The 17,997-nt window shown below is 71.7% G+C and carries 17 protein-coding genes; 10 read left to right on the plus strand and 7 right to left on the minus strand.

Annotated elements, in window-relative coordinates; genetic code table 11:
• Positions 1 to 45: 45 nt before the first annotated feature.
• The gene (locus tag ADK67_RS45990) at positions 46 to 993 is read left to right on the plus strand and encodes a methionyl-tRNA formyltransferase (RefSeq protein ID WP_053722921.1); all 948 of its coding nucleotides are present in this window, start codon (positions 46 to 48) and stop codon (positions 991 to 993) included.
• Here ADK67_RS45990 and ADK67_RS45995 read toward each other — a convergent pair.
• From ADK67_RS45995 to ADK67_RS46005, 3 genes are all read right to left on the minus strand, one after another.
• On the minus strand, positions 977 to 1,906 hold the full coding sequence (locus ADK67_RS45995) for a hypothetical protein (protein WP_053722922.1): 930 nt from the start codon (positions 1,904 to 1,906) through the stop codon (positions 977 to 979). The genes ADK67_RS45990 and ADK67_RS45995 overlap by 17 nt on opposite strands.
• Before the next feature lie 68 nt (positions 1,907 to 1,974).
• Complete coding sequence (locus tag ADK67_RS46000) at positions 1,975 to 2,628, minus strand: response regulator (RefSeq protein ID WP_197289930.1); 654 nt, start codon at positions 2,626 to 2,628, stop codon at positions 1,975 to 1,977.
• On the minus strand, positions 2,625 to 3,668 hold the full coding sequence (locus ADK67_RS46005) for a sensor histidine kinase (RefSeq protein WP_053722923.1): 1,044 nt from the start codon (positions 3,666 to 3,668) through the stop codon (positions 2,625 to 2,627). Before ADK67_RS46005 ends, ADK67_RS46000 begins: the two co-directional genes overlap by 4 nt.
• 72 nt (positions 3,669 to 3,740) lie before the next feature.
• Between ADK67_RS46005 and ADK67_RS46010 the strand changes: the two genes are divergently transcribed.
• A complete protein-coding gene (locus tag ADK67_RS46010) occupies positions 3,741 to 4,403 on the plus strand; it encodes an HNH endonuclease family protein (RefSeq protein WP_053722924.1) in 663 nt (220 codons plus the stop codon).
• Between the two features lie 158 nt (positions 4,404 to 4,561).
• Here ADK67_RS46010 and ADK67_RS46015 read toward each other — a convergent pair whose 3' ends face one another.
• Entirely contained in the window at positions 4,562 to 5,353 is a 792-nt protein-coding gene (locus tag ADK67_RS46015) for a hypothetical protein (protein WP_053722925.1), read from the minus strand.
• Between the two features lie 151 nt (positions 5,354 to 5,504).
• Here ADK67_RS46015 and ADK67_RS46020 point away from each other — a divergent pair, with 151 nt between their 5' ends.
• Positions 5,505 to 6,989 (plus strand): CYTH and CHAD domain-containing protein, encoded by a 1,485-nt coding sequence (locus ADK67_RS46020; RefSeq protein ID WP_053722926.1) that lies wholly within the window; start codon positions 5,505 to 5,507, stop codon positions 6,987 to 6,989.
• An 87-nt stretch (positions 6,990 to 7,076) separates the two neighbouring features.
• Positions 7,077 to 8,660 carry a beta-N-acetylhexosaminidase gene (locus tag ADK67_RS46025; protein WP_053722927.1) on the plus strand — a complete coding sequence of 528 codons (1,584 nt, stop codon included), beginning with the start codon at positions 7,077 to 7,079 and terminating at the stop codon, positions 8,658 to 8,660.
• A 6-nt stretch (positions 8,661 to 8,666) separates the two neighbouring features.
• On the opposite strand, the gene ADK67_RS46030 is transcribed toward ADK67_RS46025, so the two are convergent.
• Positions 8,667 to 9,977 (minus strand): aldehyde dehydrogenase family protein, encoded by a 1,311-nt coding sequence (locus ADK67_RS46030; RefSeq protein ID WP_053722928.1) that lies wholly within the window; start codon positions 9,975 to 9,977, stop codon positions 8,667 to 8,669.
• Between the two features lie 132 nt (positions 9,978 to 10,109).
• Here ADK67_RS46030 and ADK67_RS46035 point away from each other — a divergent pair, with 132 nt between their 5' ends.
• From ADK67_RS46035 to ADK67_RS46055, 5 genes are read left to right on the plus strand one after another with little or no spacing between them, the layout of a single operon-like run.
• Positions 10,110 to 11,522, plus strand: coding sequence for a GAF domain-containing protein (locus tag ADK67_RS46035; protein ID WP_053722929.1), 1,413 nt, complete (start codon positions 10,110 to 10,112; stop codon positions 11,520 to 11,522).
• A gap of 6 nt (positions 11,523 to 11,528) precedes the next feature.
• The gene (locus ADK67_RS46040; protein WP_053722930.1) at positions 11,529 to 12,128 is read left to right on the plus strand and encodes a DUF402 domain-containing protein; all 600 of its coding nucleotides are present in this window, start codon (positions 11,529 to 11,531) and stop codon (positions 12,126 to 12,128) included.
• Positions 12,125 to 12,739, plus strand: coding sequence for a uridine kinase (locus tag ADK67_RS46045; protein WP_053722931.1), 615 nt, complete (start codon positions 12,125 to 12,127; stop codon positions 12,737 to 12,739). The genes ADK67_RS46040 and ADK67_RS46045 overlap by 4 nt, the downstream gene beginning before the upstream one ends.
• Positions 12,740 to 12,759: 20 nt before the next feature.
• A complete protein-coding gene (locus tag ADK67_RS46050; protein ID WP_053722932.1) occupies positions 12,760 to 13,035 on the plus strand; it encodes a DUF6412 domain-containing protein in 276 nt (91 codons plus the stop codon).
• 38 nt (positions 13,036 to 13,073) lie between these two features.
• On the plus strand, positions 13,074 to 13,742 hold the full coding sequence (locus ADK67_RS46055) for a YidC/Oxa1 family membrane protein insertase (protein WP_053722933.1): 669 nt from the start codon (positions 13,074 to 13,076) through the stop codon (positions 13,740 to 13,742).
• On the opposite strand, the gene ADK67_RS46060 is transcribed toward ADK67_RS46055, so the two are convergent.
• Positions 13,651 to 14,685: a fatty acid desaturase family protein gene (locus ADK67_RS46060; RefSeq protein WP_053722934.1), complete on the minus strand. Its 1,035-nt coding sequence runs from the start codon at positions 14,683 to 14,685 to the stop codon at positions 13,651 to 13,653. The genes ADK67_RS46055 and ADK67_RS46060 overlap by 92 nt on opposite strands.
• A gap of 32 nt (positions 14,686 to 14,717) precedes the next feature.
• Entirely contained in the window at positions 14,718 to 16,259 is a 1,542-nt protein-coding gene (locus ADK67_RS46065) for a PucR family transcriptional regulator (protein ID WP_053722935.1), read from the minus strand.
• Between the two features lie 112 nt (positions 16,260 to 16,371).
• Between ADK67_RS46065 and pruA the strand changes: the two genes are divergently transcribed.
• Complete coding sequence (gene pruA / locus ADK67_RS46070; RefSeq protein ID WP_053722936.1) at positions 16,372 to 17,997, plus strand: L-glutamate gamma-semialdehyde dehydrogenase; 1,626 nt, start codon at positions 16,372 to 16,374, stop codon at positions 17,995 to 17,997.

Genomic DNA, 17,997 nt, shown 5'->3' on the forward strand with positions numbered 1-17,997 from the left:
TTAGGGTTGGATAACTTAGGCGAGCCTATCCAAGGAGGAGCTCCTATGCGGGTCGTCATGTTCGGCTACCAGACCTGGGGTCATCGCACGCTCCAGGCGCTGCTGGACTCCGAGCACGAGGTGGTGCTGGTCGTCACGCACCCCAAGAGCGACCACGCCTACGAGCGCATCTGGAGCGACTCGGTCGCGGACCTGGCCGCCGAGCACGGTGTCGAGACGATCATCCGCAACCGGCCGGACGACGACGAGTTGTTCCAGCGGCTCAAGGAAGCCGAGCCGGACGTCATCGTCGCCACGAACTGGCGCACGTGGATCCCGCCGCACATCTTCACGCTCCCCAAGCACGGCACGCTGAACGTGCACGACTCGCTGCTCCCCGCCTACGCGGGCTTCTCGCCGTTGATCTGGGCCCTGATCAACGACGAGAAGGAGGTCGGCGTCACCGCGCACATGATGGACGACACGCTGGACGCCGGCGACATCGTGCTCCAGCGCGCCGTCCCGGTCGGCCCGCGCGACACGACGGCGGACCTGTTCCACAAGACGCTGGAGCTGTTCGGGCCCATCACGGTGGACGGCCTGGCCGAGATCGCCAAGGGCCGCACGGACTTCACCAAGCAGGACCGGTCGAAGGCCAGCTTCTTCCACAAGCGCGCGGAGGAGGACCTGCGCATCGACTGGACGTGGGAGGCGGAGGAACTGGACCGGCTGGTGCGCGCCCAGTGCCCGCCGTACCCGAGCGCGTTCGCGTTCCACAAGGGCAAGCGGCTGGAGATCGTGGAGGCCGAGGTGTCCCAGGAGCGGTACGGCGGCACGCCCGGCCGGATCTTCTACCGCGAGGGTGACGGCGTCGCGATCGTCGCGGGCGCGGAGGCGCGCCGTGGCCGCAACCACGCCCTGCTGGTCAAGCGGGTGCGGACGGAGGACGGCGTCGAGTTGGGCGCGACGGAGTACTTCACGCACATGGGCGGGTACCTCACGAGTCGCCCCTGATCGACGGCTGGCGCACGACGAAGAGGAACGCCCACGTGACGAGGACCAGGACGGCGTGGGCGATGAGGGGTCCCGGCGACTTCTCCACGAGGATCCACCCCAGCCACGTGTAGGTGACCAGGGCGCCGGCCGCCACCGCGAACCGGTGGGCGGCGCCCCAGGTCGTGCCGCGGCCCCACCAGGTCAAGGCGGTGGCGGCGACGATCGTGAGGGCGATCTTGAGGCCGAAGCCGGTCCAGTTCTCGGGCACGGCGACGAAGATCGAGGACACCAGGAACGCGCCGATGCCGAGCGGACCCGGGCCGGGCACGCGTCGGTCCGCGGTGGTGCGCGGTCGGAACAGGAACGCGATGGCGATCAGCGCCAGCACGACGGTGGCCGCGCCGATGCGTTGAGCCGGGGTGGCCATGAAGTCCTCCTGGCGGAGGAGGATCCGGAAGACCAGGGCCGAACCGGCGATGAAGACCACCGACAAGACGATCAAGCCGGTTCGGCCGAGCCACGGTGTGGTGCGCCGCCGCCACGCCAGCGACTCGACGAGCGCGATCGGCACGCCGATGCTCCAGACGGCGTGGCCGACGACGAACGAGTAGCCGTTCAGCGCGCTGATGCCCAGGGCGGGGATCGGTGTGACGGCCTGGAAGTGGTGCTCCTCGAACGCCGGGTTGAAGAGCGACTGGTCCAACAGGCCCGCTTCCAGGACGCCGTAGGCCAGGCCGAGCGTGAGGATGGTCGGCCAGCCCCGGCCCGTGCGCCGGACGACCTCGCGGATCAGCAGCGCTCCCCCGCCGTACAGCGGCGCGAGGACGATGAGCGCGCCGATCTCGGACAACGGGATGTTGCCCAGGACGTACTCGCCGATCAACGGCGCCAAGAGGAACAGGATCAAGGCGGCGCGGAGGTTGCGGGACATGGGTCGGAACGCTAGGAGCGGCCCCGGCTCGGCACATCGGGCTTGGGAACGGTGTCCTGCCTCCGTCTTCAGACTGAGCGCGGCCGGACGAGTCCTACTTCGTAGGCCAGCACGACGGCTTGGACGCGGTCGCGGAGGCCGAGCTTGCGCAGGATCGCGGAGACGTGCGTCTTGATCGTGGCCTCGGTGAGGACGAGGTGTTCGGCGATCTCGGCGTTAGAGAGGGCCAGCGAGACCAGGCGGAGCACTTCGACCTCACGGCTCGTCAACGCGTCCAGCGCACGTGGGGACGGGGCCGGGAGGGTGTCGAGGAAGCGGTCCAGCAGGCGGCGGGTCACCGAAGGTGCGAGGAGGGCGTCGCCGCGGGCGATCACGCGGACGGCCTCGACGAGTTCGGGCGGGCGGACGTCCTTGAGCAGGAAGCCGCTGGCGCCCGCGCGCAGGGCCGCGTAGACGGAGTCGTCCACGTCGTAGGTGGTGAGGACGAGGATGCGGGCGGGGCTGCCGGAGGCGACGATGCGGCGGGTCGCTTCCAGTCCGTCGACTCCGGGCATCCGCACGTCCATCAGGACGACGTCCGGGTTCAGGGACGCGGTGAGGGTGACCGCTTCCGCGCCGTCGGCCGCCTCGCCGACGACGTCCAGGTCGTCGCGTGATTCCAGGATCATGCGGAAACCGCCGCGCACCAACGCCTGGTCGTCGGCGATGAGGACGCGGATCACGCGGTCACCGCCAGCGGGAGTCGTGCGTGCACGCGGAAACCGCCGTCGGGCAACGGGCCCGCGTCGACCGTCCCGCCGAGGAGCGCGGCGCGTTCCCGCATGCCCGTGATGCCGCGGCCGAACGCCGCCACGCCGCCTCGGCCGTCGTCGCGTACTTCGAGTTCGAGCACGCCGGAGTCGTTGCGCACCAGGACTTCCGCACGGCTCGCGCGGGCGTGGCGGAGGGTGTTCGTGAGGGCTTCCTGCACGATCCGGTAGGCCGAGAGGTCGACGCCGGCTGGCAGCGGCACGGGTTCCCGGCGCACGTCGACGTGCAGACCGGCGGCACGCAGCGGTTCCACGAGATCGGCCAGCCGGTCCAGGCCGGGGCGTTCCTCCGGCCGCACGGCGCCGAGCAGTTTGCGCAGCTCTTCGAGCGTGGCACGGCCCGTCGCGTCGATCGAGCGCAACGCCTCCCTGGCGCGATCGGGGCGTTGGTCGAACACGTCGTCCGCCGCCGCGGCCTGCACCACGATCACCGAGACGCCGTGCGCGATCACGTCGTGCAGTTCGCGGGCGATGCGGGCCTGCTCCTCACCGACCGCGCGTTGCGCCGCTTGCGCCAACGCGACCCGCCGATTGCGCACCGCTTCGCCCAACGCACCGACGACCACGGCGACGGCCATCACGAACTGGGTGTCCTCGGGCGTCGTGGTGCGGAAGTTCAGCGAGATCACGCCGAGCAGCAAGACCAAAGCGGGCAACGAGAACCTCGGCGAGCGCGCGGCGGCCAGCGAGCCGATGGCGACGAGCGCGGCGAGCGGGAACACCGTCATCGGCGCGACGAGTTGCACGACCACGCCGCCGGCCAGCGCGATGCCCATGACCAGCACGGGTTTGCGGCGTCGCCACCACAGCGCGGCGCCGGACGCCAACGCGATCAGCGCGGCGGGCGCCGTGATCGCCGGGGTGAACGTGGACGTCCCGACGACCATGAACGCGACGAGCACCGCGACCGTGGCAGGCACGAACACGTCGAACGACTGTCGAATGCGGCGCACGGTTCGGGATTATTCCGGACTATTTCGGCCCCGGTGTTCCGATCGGGGCGATCATCGCTGATCATGGGGTGCATGAGCGGCAAGCGGTCGACAGCGGTGGTCAGCGGTGTCCTGGTGCTCCTCATGATCGTCGCCGGTTGCGGCAGCGACATCCTCGTGCCGAACAGCTCGGCCACCGCCCCCGTGCCGACCGGTCCGGCCGCGCCCGGTGACGACCCGGCGGCGCAACTGGCGGCGTTGCCCGTGGCGCCCGAGGGGAAGATGACGGGCTACAGCCGTGACCGGTTCCCGCACTGGAGCGGCCAGGGCGACGGGTGCGACACGCGCGAGGTGGTGTTGCAGCGGCAGGGCGCGGACGTGCAGGTCGGTGACAGCTGCAAGGTCACGTCGGGGACGTGGACCAGTGTGTACGACGGCAAGGTCGTGAAGGACGCGGGCGAGCTCGACATCGACCACACGGTGGCGTTGGCCGAGGCGTGGCGTTCGGGCGCGGACAAGTGGACCGACGAGCAGCGGGAGAAGTTCGCCAACGACCTCGGCGGGTTGCAGCTGATCGCGGTGACGGCGAGCAGCAACCGGTCCAAGGGCGACCAGGACGCGGCCAAGTGGAAGCCGCCGGTGGAGGCGTACTGGTGCACGTACGCGCGGGCCGTGGTGTCGGTGAAGACGCTGTACTCGCTGACCGTGGACGAGGCGGAGCGCGACGCCTTGGCCGCGATGCTCAAGACCTGCTGAGTCCGCGTCAACCCTTCGACGCTTCGCAGGGGTCCCCGCCCGGGGGATCCCCGGTTTTGATCCTGCCACCACGGACCGACAAAATCGCGGCGTCACAGGGCGGCTGTGGACAACTCGCAAGGAGCGCAGGAGTTTCAGGGGCGCGAGGAGTGCGGGGTTCAGGGGCGCAGGGATTCGAGCTGGTCGACGATGTCGGTGTAGGCCTCTGCCCGGCGGACCCACGCGGCGAAGCCGGAGGTGGCCGAGGGGATCTCGCCCAGCGGTGAGATCGGGTCCGCCACGCCGTACTCGAGGCGGTAGGCGACCAGGGCCACGGCGGCCTCGACCCAGCGGGACGGGTCGGGGGTGGTGATCTCGCCCAGGCCGACGCGGAACCACAGCGGCAGGCGGGTGTCGGCGGCCAGGGCGCGGTCCAGGCGGCGGCGGGCGATGTCCAGGATCTCCTCGCGCGCCTTCTCCCCCGCCACGACGGCGTCCGCGCGCCACGGCTCCTCGGCGGCGAGCTGGTCGGCGGCCAGCCGGTGGGCGGCGGCCGTCGCGCCCGCCTCCTGCGCGTTGACCCGCCACTCCAGGTTCTGCACCTCGTGCTGCAGCGCGTCGCGCTCGAAGCGCGGCATCCGGCCGGCCGAGAGCTTGGCCAGCCCGGCGTCCCGCTGCTGCGCCAGCGACTCGTACTCGGCGACCTCGGCCCGCAGGTCGGCGCGGACGGAGTCGGCCAGCAGCTCCTGCTCGGCGTCCCACGCGGCGCGCAGCGCGTCCACGGTCTCGGCGATGCCCTCGGTCGAGTCCAAGTCCTCGTCCGGGCCCGACCCGGCGCCGGACAGCCTGCGTTCGAGCACGTGCAGGCGTGCGCTCACCCGACCGAGCTCGGCCGTCAGCGCCTGGGTGGTGGCGACGAGATCAGCGACGGTCGGCTCGACCTCGTCGAGCCGCTCCTTCTCAGTGGGCACGCGAACCAGCCAACCGCACCAAGCGGGCGCGTCCAGGGACGAAACCGGAAAACCACGCGTACGGGCCGACACAAACCCCCGGCAAGGTTAACGTTCGGTCACACACCGTGACGCCAGCTTGAATCCGGATCAAACGGTGTATGTCTGGTACATGTCGAGGTCGGTGCACGAGACGGAACGCAAGTACGAGGCCCCCGGCGGCACCTCGCTGCCCGACCTCGCCGATCTACCCGGTGTGGCCGCCGTGGCGGGACCGGAGGAACAACGCCTGGAGGCGGTCTACTACGACACCGCGGACCTGAGGCTCGCACGGGCCGGGTTGACGTTGCGCCGCCGCACCGGCGGTGACGACGCGGGCTGGCACCTGAAGCTGCCGGCGGGCGTGGACACGCGGGAAGAGGTGCGGCTGCCGCCCGGCCGCGCGGCCAAGCACCCGCCCAAGCAGCTCGGCTCGCTGGTCCAGGTGCACGCCCGCGGCCGCGAGTTGGCGCCGGTGGCGCGCATCCAGACCACGCGGCAGCGCTGGCAGCTCGTCGACGACAAGGGTCGCCTGCTCACCGAGGTGGTCGAGGACCTGGTCTCCGGGCAGGCGCTGGCGGACGACTCGCCGGTCGACTCGTGGCGCGAGATCGAGGTGGAGCTGGGCGAACGCGGCGACATCGCGCTGCTGGACCGGGTCGAGGCACGGCTGGCGGACGTGGGCATCACCCGGTCCTCGTCGTCGGCGAAGCTGAGCCGCCTGCTGGCCGACCGGATGGCCGCCACCACGCCGCCGACCACGTCGGGCAAGTCCGCCGGTGACGTGGTGCTGGCGTACCTGCGCGAGCAGGCCGACGCGTTGAAGCACCAGGACCCGCGGGTGCGCCGGGGCGAGGACGACGCGGTGCACCAGATGCGGGTGGCGACCCGTCGGATGCGCAGCGCGCTCCAGGCGTTCGGCACGATCGTCGAACGTGACGCCACGCGTGAGCTGACCGACGAGCTGAAGTGGCTCGCGGGCGTGCTCGGCGAGGCCCGCGACCTCGAAGTGCTGCGGACGCGGTTCGCCGATCGCGTCGCCGAACTCGACGAGGAGCTGGTGCTCGGCCCGGTGCACGCCCAGCTCACCCGGCACTTCGCGCCGTTGGAGGCAGCCGCGCACAAGGCGGCGGTGGCGGCGTTGGACAGCGAGCGGTACTTCGCCCTGCTGGACGCGGTCGACGCGTTGATCGCCCGACCGCCGTTCACGCCGGTGGCGCGCGTCAAGGCCGAGAAGGCGCTGCCCGACCTGGTCGACAAGACCTACCGCAGGCTGGCGAAACGGGCCGAGAACGCGCACGACGACGAGTCGCTGCACGAGGCGCGCAAGGCGGCCAAGCGGCTGCGGTACGCCGTGGAGGTGTCCGAACCGCGGTTCGGCAAGCGGGCCAAGAAGTACCGCAAGGAGGTCAAGGCGGTGCAGGAGCTGCTCGGCGAGCACCAGGACGGCGTGCTGGCGCGGCCGGTGCTGCGCGAGCTCGGCGCGAAGGCACAGCTCGACGGGGAGAACGGCTTCACGTTCGGCCTGCTGCACGGTCTGGAGACGGCCGCGGCACAGCGGGCGGAGGATCGGTTCCCCGCCGCGTGGCGTGGTCTCGGCAAGCCGAAGCTGCGTTAATTGGTCTGGACCTTGACACCTCCTGGTGCGGCTGAAACGGTGGCGTGAGCCGCCGCTCGGTGATCCACGCTGACCAGGAGGACGTCAGTGCTTCTCAGAGAAGGCGCCGGACGGCGCGGGTTCGGTCGAGTGCTCGTCGCGCTGCTGTTCCTCGGCGCGGTCGGCGCGGCGGTTCCCGCCCACGCAGCTCCGGAGACGCCGTTGCAGCACATCGTGCCCGCTCCCGTCATGGTCACCCCGCGACCGGGCGTGACGTTCACGCTCAGCGCGGACACCAGGATCTACACCCACCCCGGCTCGGTCGGGGCGAAGGAAGTCGGCGAGTACCTGGCGGGCGTGCTGCGCCCGTCGACGGGCTACCGCCTGCCCGTCGTGCCCGGCGCGTCCGGTCGGCACATCTCGCTGCTGCTCGTCGGCGCGGACGCCCGCGTCGGCGCGGAGGGCTACCAGCTCGACGTGACGAAGCGGGGCGTGCTGATCCGGGCTCGGACGGCGGCGGGCCTGTTCGCGGGCGTGCAGACGTTCCGGCAGCTCCTGCCCGCGAAGGTGGAGGCGAAGACCAGGCAGCGCGGGCCGTGGACCGCGCCCGGTGGCCGGGTGCTGGACTACCCGCGCTACGCCCACCGCGGCGCGATGCTCGACGTGGCCCGGCACTTCTTCTCCGTCGACGAGGTCAAGAGGTACATCGACCAGATCGCGCTCTACAAGGTCAACCGGCTGCACCTGCACCTGACCGACGACCAGGGCTGGCGGCTGGAGATCAAGAGTTGGCCCAACCTCACCGCGCACGGCGGCAGCACGGAGGTGGGCGGCGGCACCGGCGGCTTCTACACCCAGGAGCAGTACCGGGACCTGGTGGCCTACGCCGCCGCACGGCACATCACGGTGATCCCGGAGATCGACATGCCGGGCCACACCAACGCCGCGCTGTCGTCGTACCCGGAGCTGAACTGCGACGGCGTCGCCCCGCCGCTCTACACCGGCATCGAGGTCGGCTTCAGCTCCCTGTGCATCGACAAGGACATCACCTACAGGTTCGTGGACGACGTGCTGCGCGAGCTGGCCGCGTTGACGCCGGGCGAGTACATCCACATCGGCGGCGACGAGGCGCACGCCACCACCGACCCGGACTTCGACCTGTTCATGGACAAGGTGCTGCCGCTGGTGGCCAAGCACGGCAAGACCGCGACCGGCTGGCACGAGTTCGTGAAGGCTGGTCCGCCCGCGTCGGCGGTGCCGCAGTTCTGGGGCACGAAGACGGTGGCGCCGGACATGGTCGAGGCCGCCGCGCGCGGCAGCGAGATCGTGCTGTCGCCCGCGACCAAGGCGTACCTGGACATGAAGTACGACGCGAACACCAAGCTCGGCTTGAGCTGGGCCGGGTACACCGACGTGCAGGACGCGTACGACTGGAACCCCGGCGCGTACATCGAGGGCCTGCCGTCCGACGCGGTGCGCGGCGTCGAGGCGCCGCTGTGGAGCGAGACCATCACGAACACCGCCGACCTGGAGTACCTGGCGTTCCCGCGCCTGCCCGCGATCGCGGAGCTGGGCTGGTCGCCCTGGTCGACGCACGACTGGGAGAAGTTCAAGGTCCGGCTGGCGGCGCAGGCCGACCGGTGGGACGTGATGGGCGTGAACTACTACGCCTCGCCGCAGGTGCCCTGGTAACCGCGTTCAGCCGCCCTGTTCGACCAGGATCGTCTTCGTCCGCTGGTACTGGTCGAGCAGGGCGCGGTGGTCCTCGTGCCCGGAGCCGGACCGGAACGTGTTCACCCGCACCCGGCGCGCGGCGACCCGCCGGCCCGCCCGGAAGCCGACGCCCGCCTCCCTGGACCACAAGCCGACCCCGTCCGCGGCGCCGGCCAACTCCTTCACCGCGTCGTCGAAGTGGTCGAACGCGGTCACCCACACGACCGGGCCGACGAGGTCGGACCGGGACACCCGCGACTCGCCCACGACGACCGTCGGCTCCAGGTAGTGCCCGCCGGACAGCTCGCCGCCGAGGTCCGCGGGCCTGCCGCCGCAGAGGACCCGGGCGCCGTCCCGCTCGGCGACCTCGATCAGCGACATGGTCCGGTCGAGCTGGTCGCGGCCGGCCAGGGCTCCGACCGCGGTCCGGGTGTCCAGCGGGTGGCCCTGCTCGGCCGCCCGCGCGCGCTCGGTGGCGTCGGACAGGAACCGGTCGTGGATGGGGCTCTGCACGAGGGCCCGGTCGAGGGCGAACGTGGCGAAGCCCTCCAGCGCCCGGTCGTAGAACGCGTCACGGCGCGCGGCCACGTCGGCGAAGAAGACATCCGTGCCCCGGCCGACCGGCGGCTCGTCCCCGCCGACGCCGTTTACGACGTTCACCACGCCCGGCGGCAGCAGGTCGGCGATCAGACCCACCAGCACGTGGACCGCCGCGGGCGCCCGCTCCGCAGGCCTGAGCACCGCGGTGTTGCCCGCCGCCAACGCGGGCGCGAGGTTCGCGGCGGCCGTGAGCAGCGGGGAGCGCCACGGGACGAGCCGGTCGACCACGCCGAGCGGTTCCCGGAAGTGGTGGGCCACCAGGTCGTCGCCGAGCGTCGACACGCCGCCCTCCTGCACGCGGATCAGCGCGGCGAAGTGGCGGAAGCAGTCCACCGCCCGCGGCACGTCGGCCAGCGACTCCCGGACCGGTGCGCCGGTGTCCCACGTCTCGGCGACGGCCAGGGCGTCGACGTGGTCCTCCACGCGGTCGGCGATCTCGTTGAGCACGTGCGCGCGTTCGGCGGTGGACGTGCGGCCCCAGCGGCGGGCCGCGCCGTGCGCCGCGTCCAACGCGCGGTCGACGTCCTCGGCGGTGCCCCTGGCGACCTCGGTGAACACCTCGCCGGTGACGGGGGTGCGGTCGGCGAAGTAGCCGCCCTCGGCAGGCGGCACGTGCTCACCGCCGATGAAGTGGTCGTACCGGTCCCGGTACGTCACCACGCTGCCCCGTGCGCCCGGCTCCGCGTACCTCGCCATGTCCCGCCTCCCGCGTCCGTCGTGGGAAGCAGCGTGGGACGCACAACGTTGCAGTCGCGTTGCACCCGAACGGATCAGCGATTCGCTTGCCGCGACCGGCGCGGTCGGGTCATCCTGGTCGGGGAGGCGCCCATGCAACCGGACCCGCGACGGCTCGCGCACGCGCGCGAGGCGGTGCTGGGCGGAGGCCGGGCGCACGGCGCGCGTGAGCTGATCGTGGCGTCGTGGCGGCGGTCGCTGGCCGCGCGGGTCGACCCGGACCGGCACGAGCCGCCCGTGGTGCTCGACCCGGCGGAGGTGGTCGACCGGCGCGGCGCGCACCCGATCGCGGCGGCGCTGGCGGTGCTGCGGGAGACGTTGCTGGGCATCGCCGACGAGGCGCAGCACGTCATGATCATCACCGACGCGGACGGCAACATCCTGTGGTGCGAGGGCGCGAACTCCGTGCGCGGCCTGGCCGAACGGGTGCGGTTGACCGAGGGCGCGTGCTGGGCCGAGGACGCGATCGGCACGAACGCGATGGGCACGGCGCTGGCGGTGGGCAAGCCGGTGACCGTGCACTCCGCCGAGCACCTGGTGCGGACCTACCACGGCTGGACGTGCGCGGCGAGCCCCGTGCGCGACCCGGACACCGGCCGCACGATCGGCGTCGTGGACGTCAGCGGGCCGTTGAGCAGCACGCACCCGGCGATGGTCGCGCTGGTGTCGGCCGCCGCCCGGTTGGCGGAGAGCCAGTTGCAGGTGCGGCGGGCCACCCGGGACGAGCGGCTGCGGTCGGTGAACATGCGGCACCTGATCGGCTTGCGCGGCGAGCCCGGCGCGTTGCTGAGCCCGAGCGGTCGGGTGCTGGCCGCCGAACCGCACGGCCTGCTGACTTCGCGGGTGGACGTGACCGGCGAGACCGTGCGGCTGGCCGATGGACGGGAAGCGCTCCTGGAGCCGTTGGACGAGGGGTATCTGCTCCGGGTGCCACGACAGGGCACGCGAAGACCCGTGCTGTCGCTGCGGTTCCTGGGTGACCCGACGGGGTCGCTGGACGGGCGGGCGTTGCCGCTGTCGTTGCGGCACGCGGAACTGCTGACGGCGCTGGCGCTGCACCCGCGCGGGCTGACGGCCGAACGGCTGGCGCTGCACCTGTACGGCGAGCGCGGCAACCCGACGACCGTGCGGGCCGAGCTGCACCGGCTGCGCGCCCAGTTGGGCGGGGTGCTGCTGACCAGGCCGTACCGGCTGTCGGCGGACGTGCGCGGTGACTTCCTGGCGGTGCGCGACGCGCTGCGTGCCGGCGACGTGGGCACGGCCGCGGCGGCGTACCGGGGTGAGTTGCTCCCCCGGTCCGAGGCGCCGGTGGTGCGCGAGGAGCGGGAAGACCTGGCGGCGGGGCTGCGCCGCGGTGTGCTGGAACGGGGCGACGTCGAGTCGCTGTGGGCGTTCGGCCTGGTGGCGGAGGACGTGACCGTGCTGGAGCGCCTGGTCCGCCTGCTGCCCCGCACCGACCCGCGCCGCGAGGTGGCCGCGACCCGACTGAGACGGGCATTAGCCTGATCCAACATGGGGTACTTCCAGCCGGGGGACGTGGCGTTGCGCCGCGAGGTGCTGCACGGCAAGCCGTGGGTGGTGACGCCGACCCGGGTCGTCGAGGACGGGCCGGACCTGCTCGTCGTGTTCACCGCGCCGGACACCGAGTTCGGCTTCTACCCGCACCCGCGGACCCACCACTGGCGGGAACTCGGCCGCACGCGCTGGACCGGCATCGGCAAGCTCCAGCTGCACCGCCCCGGCGACGCCTACTCCGTCGACCTTTACTGGCAGGGCGAGCAACGCCGGTTCGCGGGCTTCTACCTCAACCTCCAGGCCCCGTTCCGCCGCACCGCCCTCGGCTTCGACACGCTCGACCACGCGCTGGACTTCTGGGTGCCGGTCGACGGCGACTGGCGTGAGCTGGACCGCGACGAGTTCGAGGAGATGGTCGCCGACGGCAAGTACGACGCCGCCGAGGCCGAGCGGATCCGGCGCACCGCCAAGGAGGTCGAGGCGATGCTGACCGACGGCACGACGTGGTGGGACCCGGCGTGGGGGTCGTGGGAGCCGGACCCGGGCTGGCCGGTGCCCGTGCTGCCCGCCGGCTGGGACGCCTACCCGCTGCCGTGAAGGTCGTCCCCCTCTCGCCGCAGACCCTCGTGGACGAGTTGGTCGCGCGGATCGACGCGTTGCCGCGCGACACGTGGGCGCGGGTGTTGATCGACGGCGCGTTGCCGACCAAGCCCGGTGAACTGGCGGACACCCTGGTCGAACCGCTGCGCGCGCTGGGACGTCCGGTGCTGCGGGTGTCGGCGTGGGACTTCCTGCGGCCCGCGTCCGTGCGGCTCGAGTACGGCCACGAGGATCCCGACTCGTTCCGCGACGCGTGGCTGGACGTGGGCGGCCTGGTGCGCGAGGTGCTGGAACCGCTCGACCCCGGCGGGTCGGGACGGGTGCTGCCGGCGTTGTGGAACGCGGCGACGGACCGGGCGCACCGGGCCGGGTACGTGACGCTCGGCGCCGGTGGCGTGCTGCTGCTGGACGGCACGGTGCTGCTGGACAAGTGGTTGCCCGCGGAGCTGACCGTGCACCTGTGGCTGTCGTCGGGAGCGCTCGAACGGCAGCTGCCCGACGAGTGGCGGTGGACGCTGGACGCGTACGCCTCCTACGAGCCGCACGCCGATGTGACGGTGCGCTACGACCACCCCTCGCGGCCCGCTCTCGTGGGTAGAGTGGACTGAGACCAGGGGGAGGTGAGGGCATGGCCAGCTTGCGGCTGCTGTTGGCGCTGTACCTGCCGGCCCTGTACGCCCTCACCCTGCTCAGCACGCCCACCGAGGTGCTGGCCGCCGTGACGGCCGTGGCCCTGGTCGTGCTGCTGCTCACCGCCACGCCGGTGGTGCAGGCGGCGCCCGCGTGGGTGCGGTCGCTGTCGATCCGAGAGAAGTCGCTGCGCGCCGCGTTCCTGCGGCTGCGCGACCCCGACGCGGCGGGCCGTCCCCGTCCTCGAGCACCCGGACTCGGCCTCAGCTCCTGAGGCCCGCAGTTCCCTTGCTCTGAGGACGGAGTTCCCCCTTGTTCCACGCCCTGGGCTCAGCCCTGGCCGCGTTCGCCACGCCCGCCCTGGCCATCGTCGCCTTCACCGCCGTCGTGCGGCTGCTCGTGCACCCGCTCAGCCGTGCCGCCGTGCGCGGCGAGAAAGCCCGCGCCGCGTTGGCGCCCGAGGTCCGCAAGCTGTCCGAGAAGTACGGCAAGGACAAGGTCAAGCTCCAGGAGAAGACACTGGAGCTCTACCGGTCCAACGGCACGTCGATGCTGGCCGGCTGCCTGCCCGCGTTGGTACAGGCGCCGTTCTTCATGGTGATGTACCGGCTGGTCACCACGCCCAACCCGCTGCTGGACGGCACGCTGCTCGGCGTGCCGCTGGGCGCGCACTGGTTCGGCGTCTGGGCGCACACGCCGGTGTTCCTGGCGCTGTTCGCCGTGCTCACCGGTGTCGCCTTCGCGACGTCGCGGTGGCAGGCGGCGGTGGCGCTGAAGAACGGTGGGCCGCAGCCGCCGTTCGCGAGGCTGCTGCGGCTCCTGCCGTTCGGCACCGTGCTGATCGCCGCCGTGCTGCCGCTGGCGGCCGGCGTCTACCTGGTGACGACGACTACCTGGACCCTGCTGGAGCGAGCTTTCCTGTACCGCGTAGTTCAGCTCCCGCCTCGTGCAGGTACTGGAGCACGTACCCGTACGACCTGAACAGGCCGCACTCGGCGTAGGACACCGACTGCCGCTGGCAGAAGTCGCGGATCAGGGCCTGCGAGTGGCGCAGGTTCGGTCGCGGCATGCTCGGGAACAGGTGGTGCTCGATCTGGTAGTTCAGGCCGCCGAGCAGGAAGTCGGTGAACACGCCGCCCTTGACGTTGCGGGAGGTCAGCACCTGCTTGCGGAGGAAGTCGAGCTGGTGGCCGGCCTGGAGCACCGGCATGCCCTTGTGGTTGGGCGCGAACGAGATGCCCATGTAGAGGCCGAACAGGCCCTGGTGCACCGCGATGAACACGAGTGCCTTCACCGGGGACATCACCAGGAAGACGAGGCTCAGGTAGCCGACGATGTGGACGGACAGGAGGACCAGCTCCAGCTTCCAGCCCTTGACCTCGCGGCGCACCGCGGCCGACGTGCTGATGATGTGCAGGCTGAGGCCTTCGAGCAGGAGGAGCGGGAAGAACAGGAACGCCTGGTGCTTGACGACGAGCCGGAAGAAGCCGCGCTTGCGCTGCGCCTGTTCGGCGCTGAACGCGAGCACGGAGATGTCGACGTCCGGGTCGTCGTCCTCGTGGTTGGGGTTGGCGTGGTGACGGCTGTGCTTGCCCATCCACCAGCCGATGCCGACGCCGACACCGAGGTTGCCCAGCAGCAGGCCGGTCGTGTAGTTGGCCTTGCCGCTGGTGAACATCTGTCGGTGGCCGGCGTCGTGACCGAGGAACGCGAGCTGGGTGAAGACGACGGCGAGTACGACGGCGAGCAGAAGCTGCCACCACGAGTCGCCTACCAGCACCATGCCGGCCACGGTGAGCCCTAGGGCGGCGATCAGGCCGACCAGGAACGTGACGTAGAAACCGATGCGCCGGTCGAGCAGACCTTGCTGCTTGACCAACCTGGACAATTCAGCGAAGTCGCTGCCGCGGGCTTGGGTGCTCACTCCCGGAGGGTACGGCGCGCCGGCGCCGGGGTTCAGCCCAGCCTGAGTTGCAACTGGGCGAACAACCGGAGCAGCGGGTCGTCCAGATCGAATCCGCCGACCTCCGCCGCACGTCGGAGCCGGTATCGGAGGGTGTTCGGGTGAACGTGCAGTTGGGCGGCTGCGCTTTTCACATCACCGAATTCGTCCAAGTAGGCCAAAAGTGAACGAGCCAGTTCCCCATCGAGCTTCGCGAGTCGCGGATCCCGGATGCGCGGGTGTTCGGCCAGCAGGGCGAGCGTTTCACTGATCAACACGCGGGACCGGACGTCTTCGAGCGTCGCCACGTCGGCGTCCAGGTCGCGCGACATCGCGTCGAGCACGCGGTCGGCCTCGTCCCGGGAGATCATCACCTCGTCCACCGTCGGCACGGTGGAGCCGATCGCGCCCTGCACCCGCAGGCCCATGTGCTTGCGCGCGGCGGCCACGATCTCCTTGGTCAACGTCAGCAGCGGCGCCTTCGGCGGCAGGTCGGTGAGCAGCGCGTACGTGCGACCGCTCTGCTGGCTGACGAGCGCGCTGCGCCGGTACGCGGCGGCGTGCACGGAGATCAGGCTGGTCATCTCGGCACGGCGCAGCTCGTGCTGGGTGCGGTCGGTGTGCTCCTGCCCGCGCAGCGCGAAGACGACGACCGCGGCGGGCTTGTCCGGGTCGGCGCCGATCTGCTCGGCGATCGCCCCGGCGTCCATCCGGCCGTCGAGCAGGGACGCGAGCAGGTTCTCCCGGAACGCGGCGGCGGGCTCGCGCTGCTGCACCAGGTGCAGGGCGGTGACGCGGGCCGCGCCGAGGAGCGCGCGTTCGGCCTGCTCGGTCAGCGGCGTGCCGCCTTCCTGCACCCAGATCGTGCCGAGCGGCTGCGTGCCCGCGTGGATGCCGACGGCGATGCGGCGGCGGATGCCCAGCTCGGGGCGTTCGTCGATGCGGACGACCTCCTCGCCGGAGCGGAGGCGCTGGTAGACGCCCCACTCGCGGAGCATCTTGAGGTACGGCTCCGGCCCTTGTCGGCCCAGGATGGACAGCCGCCGCAGCTCGTCCACCTCGTCGGTGGAGCGGGAGTAGGCCAGCACGCGGCTGGCGGTGTCCTCGATGCTGACGATGCCACCGGTCAGCGAGGCGATGGTCTGGGCGAGGCCGAACAGGTCGCCGAGCACCTCGCCCGCGCCCGCGTCGGCCGTCACGCGGGCGTTGTGCACGACGCCGCGGGCGAGCGCTTCGAGGTGCTCCCAGCGGACCTCGGGCCGCACGGCCAGCAACGCCACGCCCGCGTCCGCCGCCGCCTGCCGCAGCACGGTCGACGGCGCGTCGACCTTGACCGCGACCGCCACCGCTCCCCCGGCTCCGGCGGCCCTGACCAGCGGCGCCGCCGCCCGGCCACGCGCGCCGATGATCAGCGCGAGGTCGCCGGGCCGCACGTCGGGCGTGTCGTCCGGGTCGAGGATGACCACGTCGAGGACGTCGGCCTCCAGCCCGTGCGGCGCCACCTGCACCTCGACCAGCGGATCGCCGAGCGCGATCAGGACCTGCCGCAAGCTCATCTTTGTCCAGTTCCACAACGAGGGGTGGCCAAGCCTAGACGCGCGGACAACGGCGCGCTTGGTCGGAAGTCCTACCGTTGGAACACCAAACCCTGTGGCGAAGGAGCTGCTTGTGGATGCCGTGACCACGGTCCCCGCACCGGTGAACGAGCCCGTCCTCGGCTACGCCCCCGGCACCCCGGAGCGCGCGCAGCTGCAGGCGAAGTTGGCCGAGCTGGCCAAGGAGCCCACCGAGCTGACCCTCACCATCGGCGGCGAGCAGCGGGTCGGCGGCGGCGAGCGCTTCGACGTCGTGCAGCCGCACAACCACCGCGCCGTCCTCGGCACGCTGCACGGCGCCACGCAGCAGGACACCCGGGACGCCATCGCCGCCGCCAAGCAGGCCGCGCCCGCGTGGCGCGCGATGTCCTACGACGACCGCGCCGCGATCCTGCTCCGCGCCGCCGACCTGCTCGCGACGAAGTGGCGGGCCACGCTCAACGCGGCCACCATGCTCGGCCAGTCGAAGACCGCGATCCAGGCCGAGATCGACGCCGCGTGCGAGCTGATCGACTTCTGGCGCTTCAACGTCTCGTTCGGCCGCCAACTGCTCGCCGAGCAGCCCCAGTCGTCCACCGGCGTGTGGAACCGCACGGACCACCGCCCGCTGGAGGGCTTCGTCTACGCGATCACGCCGTTCAACTTCACCGCCATCGCGGGCAACCTGCCCACCGCGCCCGCCCTGATGGGCAACGTGGTGCTGTGGAAGCCGTCGCCGACGCAGAGCTTCGCCGCGCACCTGACCATGCGGCTGCTCGAAGAGGCCGGGATGCCGCCGGGCGTGATCAACCTGCTGCCCGGTGACGGCCTGGCCGTGTCCGAGGTGGCGTTGGCCGACCCGGACCTCGCGGGCATCCACTTCACCGGGTCCACCCGCACGTTCCAGCACCTGTGGGGCCAGGTGGGCGCGAACATCGCGAACTACCGGTCGTACCCGCGGATCGTCGGCGAGACCGGCGGCAAGGACTTCGTGCTCGCGCACCCGTCGGCCGACGTGGACGTGCTGCGCACCGCGCTGGTCCGCGGCGCGTTCGAGTACCAGGGCCAGAAGTGCTCGGCCGCGTCCCGCGCGTACGTCCCGCGCTCGGTGTGGAACCGGATGAAGGACGACTTCCTGGCCGACGTCGAGTCGCTGACCACGGGCGACGTCACGGACCTGTCGAACTTCATGGGCGCGGTCATCGACCGGCGTTCGTTCGACAAGCTGTCCGGGGTGCTCCGCGCGGCGCACGCCGACGACCAGCTGGAAGTCGTCGCGGGCGGCACGGCGGACGACTCCGAGGGCTTCTTCGTGCGGCCGACCGTGCTGCTGGGCACCAACCCGGCGCACGAGGTGTTCACCACCGAATACTTCGGGCCGGTGCTGGCGGTGCACGTGTACGAGGACTCGGACTACGACACCGTGCTCAAGCAGATGGAGAGCGCCGCGCCGTACGCGCTGACCGGCGCGATCATCGCCCAGGACCGGGCCGCCATCGCGCACGCCCAGCACGAGCTGCGGTTCGCCGCGGGCAACTTCTACGTCAACGACAAGCCGACCGGCGCGGTCGTCGGCCAGCAGCCGTTCGGCGGCGGTCGGGCGTCGGGCACGAACGACAAGGCGGGCTCGGTGCACAACCTGCTGCGCTGGGTGAGCCCGCGTTCGATCAAGGAGACGTTCGCGGCTCCCACCTCCTACCGCTACCCGCACCAGGGGTGA

The organism is Saccharothrix sp. NRRL B-16348 (assembly GCF_001280085.1).
Lineage (GTDB): Bacteria > Actinomycetota > Actinomycetes > Mycobacteriales > Pseudonocardiaceae > Actinosynnema.